The organism is Nocardia pseudovaccinii NBRC 100343 (genome assembly GCF_001613225.1).
GTDB classification, from domain to species: Bacteria; Actinomycetota; Actinomycetes; order Mycobacteriales; family Mycobacteriaceae; genus Nocardia; species Nocardia pseudovaccinii.
The window spans coordinates 1-10244 of sequence record NZ_BDBY01000019.1; the positions used below are offsets into that span (position 1 = coordinate 1).

Here is a 10244-nt window from a genome sequence, read left to right on the forward strand (position 1 = left end):
CCGCCAAGGTCCGCACCGATTGGCCCTGCCGCGCCGAACGGCTCGCGGTCGTCGACGGGGCGCTCGACGCCATCGATCGACTGCTCGCCACCCATGTGCGGCTCGGTGATGCGGTGGCGGTCGAAGATCCCTGCTTCCCACCTTTTCTCGACCTGCTCGCCCGGATCGGGGCTCGGCCTATTCCGGTTCGCATGGACGAATCCGGTTTACTGCCGGAGGATCTCGAGCGGGCACGTGGCGCCGCGGCGCTGATCCTGCAGCCGCGCGCACAGAATCCGACGGGCGTCTCGCTCACCGCCGCCCGCGCCCGCGAACTGACCGAAATCCTGACCGGCACCGACACTCTCGTCATCGAGGACGACCACTCCGCGGGCATCGCATCCACCACACTGCGCTCCCTCGGCGCGCGACTGCCGAGCCGCACGGTACACATACGCTCCTACTCCAAATCGCACGGCGCGGACCTGCGCCTCGCGGTGGTCGGCGGCCCCGCAGAACTGCTCGATCCGATGATCGAACGGCGTATGCTCGGCCCCGGCTGGACCAGCCGACTGCTCCAACGGTTGCTGCTCACCATGCTCGAAGACGACACCGCGGTGCGCGCCGTTGCCGCCGCCCGCACCGAATATCGCAGGCGCTCAACCGAACTCCGCCGCGCGCTGGCTCGCAAGGGCGTCGCCGTCGCTCGTGCTGACGGCATCAACCTGTGGCTCCCCGTCGCCGACGAGAACGCGGCCATGATCTCGCTGGCCGCCGCGGGCATCAAGGCCGCACCCGGCCGTCCCTTCGAGGTCGAGGACCACCCGCACGGCGACCACCTGCGCATCACCGTCGCCGCGATCACCGACGGCGAGCTGGACTGGCTCACCGGCGAGCTCGCCGCCGCGACCACCGCGGCCCCCACCTATCGCCGCGTTCGCCGCGCCTAGGATCCGGGCTCGATATCGAAGCTGGTGGCCTCGTTGTCACCGGCTGGGATTACCGGCACGATCACCGAGGACGGGTGCTCGGCATCCTTGTAGATCGTCTGTGTGGCGGGCTGCGTGCGGGCGCTGTCGCCGAAGGGTTCGCCGGTATTCGGGTTCGGCGCATATTGCGGGTAGTCACTGCTGCTGATGGCCACCCGGATTCGATCGCCCGCCTTGAACTGGTAGCTGGTCGGCCAGATCTTGATGGTGAACGCATAGGGCTGGCCGGGCACCAGCGGGGCCGGATCCGATAACGAATCCCGGAACGCGGCACGGATGACGCCATTGTTGAGGTTGACGGCCGATCCGTCGGGTGCGACGACCTCCAGCCGCGCGACGAAGTCGGTATCCGGCGCGGTCGACGAGGCCCACAGTTTCACGGTAATAGGGCCGGTCACCTCGGTATCGGCGCCGAGCGGGTCGGTGGTGTAGGTGAGCACATCCGAACGCTGCTCGACCGCGGTCTGGTCGAACGGGCCCTGCGGACCCGATCCGACCGAGCAGCACGAATGTCCGCCGATACTCGGTGCGGGTGCGGCCGGGTCGTAGACATACCGGTCGACCCGAGCGGGCCCGCCCGGCGCGTGATCGACGAGTTTGCCGACCCGACCGACAACACCGTTGGCGCCGCTGTCGGCGAAGAAGTATTCCCTCCATTGTGTTTGCGGCAGTGGCCAACTCGGCGCCGACTTCCATCGATTGGCACCCATGAGGAAATAGTCGACACGAGGCTTGCCCGCCACTGCGTTGTCCGTGCCCTCGAGGAAGTGGTCGAACCACGCCAGCATCAACTCGTTGATCGGGCTGTCGCCGACCGGTCCGAGCTGCTCGAGCCGGGGCGCGATCATCGATGTGGGTCGTCCCCAGCCGAGGTGGTCCCAGGGACCGATCACCAATCGCTGGTCCTGCCGTGCCGGTGCCGCGCCGCGCTCGACCATGCCGGTGAAGTTCTCGATGCCGCCCGCGAGGAATGCGTCGTACCAGCCCTCGATATCGAGCACCGGCACCCGCACATTCGGATAGCGGTCGCGGATGCTCCACTGCTTCCAATAGTCGTTGCGTGTGGAGTTGCGGATCCAGTCGAAGTACCACGGCGCGACGACCGGATTATTCGGCTGCAGCGGCGGAAAGTCTTTGTAGGGGCGGTAATTCAGCCACGAGGTGATGTTCTGTAGATCCGCGCGCAACTGGTCGGCGGTGGCCTTGTCGTTACGTCGGTCGGCTGATTCCGCGCCGATGGTGCCCATGGCCCATGGTTCGACGAAGCCGAGGCGGAAGGCGCCGCCCTCGTAGGTCCAGCCGTCGTAGTAGTCGGAGGCGGTATTCGCGGGCACGATCGTGGTCAGATGCGGTGGCGTCTCGATGGCCGCCAGCCATTGTGTCGCACCGACATATGACGAGCCGTACATGCCGACCTTGCCGTTCGAACCGGGCAGTCGCGCGGCCCATTCCACGGTGTCGTAGCCGTCGTGGGTGTCATTGCCGAATTCGGTGAATGTGCCGTCGGAGCTGCCGATACCGCGGATGTCCTGGATGACCACCAGGTAGCAGTGCGACGCGAACCAGTCGGGTGCGCGATAGCGCGAGGGCTGGATCTGCGCGGCGGCCTTGCCGTACTGGGTGCGCATCAGGATCACCGGCACCGGATCGCTGGTATGCGGGCGGTACACATCTGCGCGCAGCACCGTGCCGTCACGCATCGTTGCCGGAACGTCGGCCTGCTTGTCGACCGCACATGTGCCGCGGTCATCGTCGGGTGGCCAGGCACTTGATTGCGAGGTCGATTTCATCTCGGTGCTGGCCGTGCATCCACCCACTAGTGCGCCTACACACACCATCGCGGTACACCAGCGAAATACATATCCGGACAAGCTGATACACCTCCCGTGGAGGCGATGTCATCGCCAGAGTCGATGCGTGCCGAACCAGTTAGCCGATCAGATGCGCCTCCGCAGCCATGCTAACCGACCACCCGCCGCACATCCGCGGATTTCCATTGCCACACAGTCGCAATACGCATCTCGTTCCGCTGGAAGCGTCGAGATGGAATGATCCGCTCAGCATCACCCGATGCGATACACAACAGAAGGAGATCCTGACCGGTGAGCAGCGAAGTGCAGGTGCGGCAATTCGACCACCATCAGCCCATCAGGCAGCATCGCAGAGTCGGGACTGCCCTGCTACGGGGCCTCGGTCTACTCGCCGTCGGCACCACTCTCGCGATCTTCGCCGCGGGCGGGGTCTCGGCGGATCCGGGCGCACCGGTCGCCGGATGCGTGGCCCCCGATTCGGCCAAGCCCGAGAGCAAGCAGTGGGCCAGCGAGCCCGCGATGGCGATCGACACGGGCGCGAAGTATACCGCGCAGCTGGAAACCACCTGCGGCACAGTCAATATCGCCCTGGAGGCCGCGCGCGCACCGCGCACGGTGAACTCCTTCGTATTCCTGGCCGGGCAGAAGTATTTCGACCACACCCAGTGCCACCGCCTGACCACCGCGGGCATCTTCGTCCTGCAGTGCGGTGATCCCACCGCCACCGGCACGGGCGGTCCGGGCTACCAGTTCCCGAACGAGAACCTGGACGGCGCCACCTATCCGGCAGGTACGGTCGCCATGGCCAATGCCGGTCCCGACACCAACGGCAGCCAGTTCTTCCTGGTCTACAAGGATTCGCAGCTGCCGCCGAACTACACTCCGTTCGGCAAGATCACCGGCGGTATGGATGTTCTGGCGCGGGTCGCCGAGGCGGGCGCCGCGGGCGGCGAAGACGGTCGCCCGAACGCCGATGTCGTCCTGAATTCGGTGACCACCGCTCAGGGCTGATCGACATAAGCTGGTGGCGGTGTCGTCCAGGACGACACCGCCATCGGTTTTTTGGTAGGCCCTGCGAGAATTGCGGCCCCCGACACTTGACTTGGAGTGCACTCCAGGTCATAGCGTTGGCAGTGCAAAATCGTCTAGTACCAGGGGATCACTTCATGGAACTCGGTTTTCACCTACCGATATTCGATATCGACGGCGGCACCACCGCCATTGCCGGTGAGTTGGCCAGGGTCGGCGCCGCGGCAGAGGCGTCCGGTGCGACCTGGCTGTCGTTCATGGACCACTACTTCCAGATCGAGCCGACCGGCCTCCCGGCCGAGTCCAATATGTTGGAGGGCTACACCACCCTCGGTTATCTGGCCGCGCACACCTCCCGTATCAACCTCGGCCTGCTCGTCACCGGCGTGACCTACCGGCATCCCGGTCTGCTCGCCAAGATCGTCACCACCCTCGATGTCTTGTCGGGCGGCCGCGCGGTACTCGGCCTCGGCGCCGCCTGGTTCGAGCGCGAGCATCGTGGCCTCGGTGTGCAGTTCCCGCCGATCGCCGAACGGTTCGAGCGCCTCGAAGAGACGCTGCGCATCTGTCAGCAGATGTGGGACCCGCAGAACAACGGACCCTTCGACGGCAAGCACTACCAGCTGGCCGAGACGCTGTGCTCGCCGCAGCCGATCAACCGGCCCAAGGTGCTCATCGGCGGTGGCGGCGAACGCAAAACGCTGCGGTTGGTCGCGCAGTACGGCGACGCCTGCAATCTCTTCGGTTCCGCCCCCGAGGATGTCGGCCACAAACTCGACGTCCTGCGCCGCCATTGCGACGATGTCGGGCGCGATTTCGACGATATCCGCATCACCATCATGGCCAATAATCCGCGCCCGAATCCGGACAATCGCGACGAATTCGTCCGCCAGATGGCCGATTACGCCAAACTCGGCGTGCACACCGTGATCATTATCCCGACCACCGGGTCCCCAGCGGCGTGGATCGAGGGCATGGCACCGGCGGTAACCCAACTGGCCGAACTCGGTTAGCGCCCTTACGGCACATGCTCTTTCACAATGCGAAAGGGCATGTGCCGTATCCGATCTCGATACGGGCGAGCGACCCGACCCCCGATGGTGGGTTCTCAATAGTCTGCTGACATCCTGTACCGAGCAGAGGAGCAGCTATGCGTGCGAACTGTCGGAACAGCGATCGCATTCGCCTGCGGGCGGGTCTCACAGCGCTGGCAGCCGCGATACTGGCCGTAACGGGCGCGGGTGGCGCACATGCCGACGATACGGTGGGCGGCCTGGTGTCCTCGACCGCACAGCCAGCGGGTTGGGGTGGGTTCGCTCGGGTTTCGGTCCTCGAATACGTCACCGAGGGGCCGACCGGCGCGGCCACGACGGCGACCGGACTGCTGCTCGCCCCGAATGGCGCACCGCCGCCTGGGGGTTGGCCGGTGATCGCATGGGATCACGGCACCAGCGGCTTGGGCCCGCAGTGCGGAATCACCACCATGAAGGCCCGGGCCGATGCCTCGTATCTGCATCGTCTGCTGGACCGAGGCTATGCGGTGGTCGCACCCGACTATGTCGGCCTGAATGCCGGTGCCGCGACACCGCACCCCTACCTGCAATCCCGCACCGAAGCCACCGCCACCATCGACCTCGTCCGCGCCGCGCGCACCGCCGATACGGACCTGTCGACGCGTTGGGCTGTCGTGGGCGTCTCGCAGGGCGGACACGCCGCCTTGAACACCGGCGCCCTCGCCCCGACCTACGCGCCCGAACTCGACTTCCGTGGCACCGCCGCGCTCGCACCACCCGCCAACGTGGAGCAGGCCATCGCACTCGCCGGTCCCTACATACCCCGCGTCCCCGTTCTCGATGGCTTCATCGATAACGTCGCCGCAGTACTCGAGGGCATGCGCATCGCCTACCCTGCCACCGATATCGAAAGCTACTACACCCCAACGGGTATCGCCGCGATGGAACGTCTGGCCACCTCGTGCGTATCGAATTGGCCCGCCCAGGTCCAGGGCCTGTCCCTTGGGGCGCTACTGACCAAACCGCTGCTGACCGGCGACTTCACCGCTCTACTCACCCGCTACCTGGTCGTACCGACCTCCGGCTACCGACAACCGCTGCTCATCACCCCGGGCGAGCAGGACACCACCGTCCCCTTCCCCTCGACCGCCGTCCTCCTTGGCCAGCTGAGCGCCTCCGGAACCCGATACCGGTTCCAGAGCTACCCCACCGACCACCTGGGCATCGTCGAAGCCTCCTGGCCCCAACTGATCCCATTCCTCGCCGGTCTGTTCACTACCGAATAGCCCAGTGTCACAACGGATATCAATCCGAAATTCCGTTCACGAAGTACACCGCTTCCCACCGGTGACCGTCGGGGTCGGCGAGGTGGACCGCGCATCCTCCTGATCCTCGAACCATGGCCTGGGCGCGGTTCGGCCCGGCCATGGTCCAGTCAACGCGGGTGGTGTTCGGATGTCTTGGACGAATCGGACAATACGGCTGGTCAGTCGAGGCGAAGCAGATCGGGCCAGACGTGTGACCAGTGCTGACGTGGGGTGCAGCGCCAGATGGTGACATTGCGGGTGACGTCCGGATAGCCCAGGCGTGCGTCGACGCGACCGACCGGGGTCAATTCGCTACAGGTGGCGCGCATTTCGTCTTCGGCATTGCCGACCCACAGCACCGTTGCCGCGGAATCCGGTGGGGTGCCGAAGTATCCGAAACCGCGATTGGGGCTGTAGACGGCGGGCAGGCCGAAGCGATTCCGGTCGACATCCAAAGCGCTTGCCTGCCAATAGGAATCGGTGACGATCACCGCATCAGCGCGCTCGGCCGGTGGGAGAGCCTGGTACGCATCGGCGGTCGCCTCGCGCAGCTCGGGCCAGCCGAACTTCCCGTACAGGCCGATTTCGATACCGGCCTCGGCCTGACTGTCGACCGGATCGATGGACGACTCGGATTGCCATGGCATCGTGAACACCGCGATCGCCACCGAAATCGCGACCAGCGGGCCAGTCGCATAGATTCGCCATCGTCGGGTGTACTCGGTCCAGCGCACCGCGCCCGCCGCCATGATCGCCGCGTAGCAGCCGGCCGCGTAGTAGGGGCGACCGTTGGTCGCGATGAATGCCACGGCCAGCAGCAGTGGCAGCGGCGCGAGGAATCGGTACGGCCGCAACGCCTCCGAGCGGAACAGCGCCCAGATTCCCACGACCAACAGCACACCGCCGAACAGCCCGGCCGCGATCAGCGCCAGTGGCAGCCAGGTGAAGCGGCCACCGATCGTCGCCTGCTCCGCCGCGACCACCGCACCCAATCGCAGCTGCGGCCAGTCGTGCCGGGCCTGCCAGATCAGCGTCGGCACCATGACCAGGACAACGAAAGCCGCGGCCACCCACAGCACCGGCCGTCGCAGCAGCTCGCGCGGTCCGTAGATCGCCACTCCGATGACGACTGCGATCCAGAAGAATGGAATCAGCCACTTCACCTGCATATCCAGCGCCGTGACCAGCGCGGCCCACAGCAACAGACTGTCCTGGCGGGTGCGCACCCACCGGATCAGCAGCCAGCTGATCACCACCCACAACGCGGTATCAATCGTATTAGTGGCCAACTGAGTTCCCTGCACGAGCAGGAACGGCGAGGTCGCATACGCGGTCGCGCTCAATACCTGCGCGGTCCGCGACCCACCGAACTCCCGGGCGATCTGGGCAGTGATCAGCACCGCGGCAACGGTGACCAGTGCGGCCGGAATCCGCAGTGCCACCAGTGATCCCGGTGCCAGCACATCCATCAGGCGGGCGATCGCGGGCAGCAGCGGGCCCTGATCGGCATAGCCGAATCCGAGCCGACGCCCGGCCGACAGGAAATACAGTTCGTCACCGAAGTATCCGTACCGTCCGAGCGATGCGAACAGCATGATCGCCGACACCACGGCGATCGCGCCCACACCGAGCCACGCGAACGGCGGTGTCGCTCCGGCGTTATCTTCCTGTCGCACTTCACTTTCCACCACGGTGGTCATCACTTCCCCCCTTCCGGGTCGCCAAATCGAATAGTCGGCACACGTGCGCCGAGTACGTCGTCATATCGAAGTCTTTCTCCCGAATCGCCCGTCCGGCCGCGCCATCGATGGCATCGCGAATCGACTTGGCCATGACCGCCGGATCGAATTCACCGAAATCGCCGGTGCGCTGGCCTTCCCGCATGATGTCGATGAGCGGTTGGATGATCTCCTGCTCTCCCTCCGCCGAGGCGAACCGTGGCTTTCCATCCGCATCACGCAGATTCAGCACCACATCGGTCAGCGCCGCGACATACTTCTTGTTCGCATCGATGAAGCCGAGATTCGCCCCGACATAGGCGAGCAGCTGATTGCGGGGCCCGTCCGCCGCCATCACCGCGGGCGCGATGTGCTCGCCACCGGACACATACAGCTGGATCACCAGCTGCTCCATCAGCTCGTCCTTCCCGGCGAAGTGATACGAGATGACACCCTTGGAGATCCCGGCATGCTTCGCGATCCGCGCCAGCGAAGCCCGCCCGTACCCCACCTCCGAAATCACCTCCACCGCCGAGGCAATGATCTGCCGCCGCCGCGCCTCCTCGATGAACGACCGCTGCCGACCACCCGTCCCATTTTCTGGCCGCATGGCCAAATTTTAACCCGTCCGCCCAAACCCCCACATCAACCGCAAGAATGACCCCCACCTACCCCGCTGGGATGACTCCGAAATCAGACCGCGTGATTGGCGACTACACCGCGGAAAACTGAGCCCCGAAACGCCGACGGGCCGTGCTCCCTGATGGAAGCACGGCCCTCGGTTCGAAACTTACAGGTACTGCCCGGTATTCGACTCGGTATCGATCGAGCGGCTGGCACTGGCGTTCTTGCCCGTGACCAGGGTGCGGATGTAGACGATCCGCTCGCCCTTCTTACCCGAAATGCGGGCCCAGTCATCGGGATTCGTGGTGTTGGGCAGGTCCTCGTTTTCGGAGAACTCGTCCACGATCGAATCGTAGAGATGCTGGATGCGCAGGCCCGGGTTGCCGGTGTCCAGTACGGCCTTGATGGCGTACTTCTTGGAGCGGTCCACGATGTTCTGGATCATGGCGCCGGAGTTGAAGTCCTTGAAGTACAGGACCTCCTTGTCACCGTTGGCGTAGGTGACCTCCAGGAAGCGGTTGTCCTCGCTCTCGGCGTACATCCGGTCGACGACCCGTTCGATCATCGCGCGGATGCACAGACCCTTGTCGCCACCGAACTCTTCGAGATCGTCCGCGTGCAACGGCAGGTCCTCGACCAGGTACTTCGAGAAGATATCCTGTGCCGATTCCGCGTCCGGCCGCTCGATCTTGATCTTCACATCGAGACGGCCCGGCCGCAGGATCGCGGGGTCGATCATGTCCTCGCGGTTGGACGCACCGATCACGATGACATTCTCGAGACCCTCGACACCGTCGATCTCCGAGAGCAGCTGCGGCACGACCGTGGTCTCCACATCGGAGGACACGCCCGAACCACGGGTGCGGAAGATCGAATCCATCTCGTCGAAGAACACGATCACCGGCGTACCCTCGGACGCCTTCTCTCGTGCGCGCTGGAAGATGATCCGGATGTGGCGCTCGGTCTCACCCACGAACTTGTTCAGCAGCTCGGGGCCCTTGATGTTCAGGAAGAACGACTTGGCTTCCTTGGCATCCTCACCGCGCGCCTCGGCGATCTTCTTCGCCAGCGAGTTGGCAACGGCCTTGGCGATCAACGTCTTACCGCAACCGGGCGGACCGTAGAGCAGCACACCCTTGGGCGGGCGCAGCGCGTATTCGCGGAACAGATCCTTGTGCAGGAACGGCAATTCCACCGCATCGCGAATCTGCTCGATCTGCCGACCGAGACCACCGATATCGCTGTAGTCGACATCGGGAACTTCCTCGAGTACCAGGTCCTCGACCTCGGCCTTGGGAATCCGCTCGAAGGCGAAACCGGCCTTGGTGTCGACGAGCAGCGAATCACCCGGCCGCAGCTTGCGGATCGGCGAATCGGGATCGTCGAGATCATCGACCTCGGCGACCTTGGCCAGCGGACCCGCCAACCACACCACGCGCTCCTCGTCGGCATGCCCGACGACCAGCGCCCGGCGTCCGTCGTCGAGGATCTCGCGCAGGGTCCCGATCTCACCGACAGCGTCGAAGATTCCGGCCTCCACGACCGTGAGCGCCTCGTTGAGACGGACGGTCTGACCGTATTCGAGGGTCGAGGTGTCGATATTGGGTGAACACGTCAAGCGCATCTTGCGGCCCGAAGTGAACACGTCGACCGTCTGATCCTCGTACACACCGATCAGAATTCCGTACCCGCTCGGTGGCTGACCCAGCCGATCGACCTCCTCGCGCAGGGCCACCAGCTGCTGGCGCGCTTCCTTGAGAGTGTCCATCAGCTT

General features: G+C 65.0%; 8 protein-coding genes. 4 read left to right on the forward strand and 4 right to left on the reverse strand.

Going from position 1 to position 10244, the window contains the following annotated elements; genetic code table 11:
• The coding region (locus NP3_RS02045) for an aminotransferase class I/II-fold pyridoxal phosphate-dependent enzyme (protein WP_063037193.1) at nt 1–929 on the forward strand (929 nt) is incomplete at its 5' end.
• Here the strand turns inward: NP3_RS02045 and NP3_RS02050 are convergent.
• On the reverse strand, nt 926–2806 hold the full coding sequence (locus NP3_RS02050) for a CocE/NonD family hydrolase (protein WP_373864723.1): 1881 nt from the start codon (nt 2804–2806) through the stop codon (nt 926–928). The genes NP3_RS02045 and NP3_RS02050 overlap by 4 nt on opposite strands.
• 264 nt (nt 2807–3070) lie before the next feature.
• Between NP3_RS02050 and NP3_RS51090 the strand changes: the two genes are divergently transcribed.
• The 3 genes from NP3_RS51090 to NP3_RS02065 all read left to right on the forward strand — a co-directional run bounded on the left by NP3_RS51090 (nt 3071) and on the right by NP3_RS02065 (nt 6107).
• Complete coding sequence (locus tag NP3_RS51090) at nt 3071–3790, forward strand: peptidylprolyl isomerase (RefSeq protein ID WP_063037195.1); 720 nt, start codon at nt 3071–3073, stop codon at nt 3788–3790.
• Between the two features lie 155 nt (nt 3791–3945).
• On the forward strand, nt 3946–4821 hold the full coding sequence (locus tag NP3_RS02060) for an LLM class F420-dependent oxidoreductase (protein WP_063037197.1): 876 nt from the start codon (nt 3946–3948) through the stop codon (nt 4819–4821).
• A 137-nt stretch (nt 4822–4958) separates the two neighbouring features.
• Nucleotides 4959–6107, forward strand: coding sequence for a lipase family protein (locus NP3_RS02065; protein WP_063037199.1), 1149 nt, complete (start codon nt 4959–4961; stop codon nt 6105–6107).
• Nucleotides 6108–6307: 200 nt separating this feature from the next.
• On the opposite strand, the gene NP3_RS02070 is transcribed toward NP3_RS02065, so the two are convergent.
• The 3 genes from NP3_RS02070 to arc all read right to left on the reverse strand — a co-directional run.
• Nucleotides 6308–7828, reverse strand: coding sequence for an ArnT family glycosyltransferase (locus NP3_RS02070; protein WP_063037201.1), 1521 nt, complete (start codon nt 7826–7828; stop codon nt 6308–6310).
• Nucleotides 7806–8456, reverse strand: coding sequence for a TetR/AcrR family transcriptional regulator (locus NP3_RS02075; protein ID WP_063037203.1), 651 nt, complete (start codon nt 8454–8456; stop codon nt 7806–7808). The genes NP3_RS02070 and NP3_RS02075 overlap by 23 nt, the downstream gene beginning before the upstream one ends.
• 180 nt (nt 8457–8636) lie before the next feature.
• The coding region (arc, locus tag NP3_RS02080; protein WP_063037207.1) for a proteasome ATPase at nt 8637–10244 on the reverse strand (1608 nt) is incomplete at its 5' end.

Excerpts from the sequence above, each read along its gene's own strand:
- NP3_RS02050 (WP_373864723.1), bottom strand. The coding sequence starts at position 2,806 with ATGGTGTGTGTAGGCGCACTAGTGGGTGGATGCACGGCCAGCACCGAG.
- NP3_RS02060 (WP_063037197.1), top strand. The coding sequence starts at position 3,946 with ATGGAACTCGGTTTTCACCTACCGATATTCGATATCGACGGCGGCACC.
- NP3_RS02065 (WP_063037199.1), top strand. The coding sequence starts at position 4,959 with ATGCGTGCGAACTGTCGGAACAGCGATCGCATTCGCCTGCGGGCGGGT.
- NP3_RS02070 (WP_063037201.1), bottom strand. The coding sequence starts at position 7,828 with ATGACCACCGTGGTGGAAAGTGAAGTGCGACAGGAAGATAACGCCGGA.
- NP3_RS02075 (WP_063037203.1), bottom strand. The coding sequence starts at position 8,456 with ATGCGGCCAGAAAATGGGACGGGTGGTCGGCAGCGGTCGTTCATCGAG.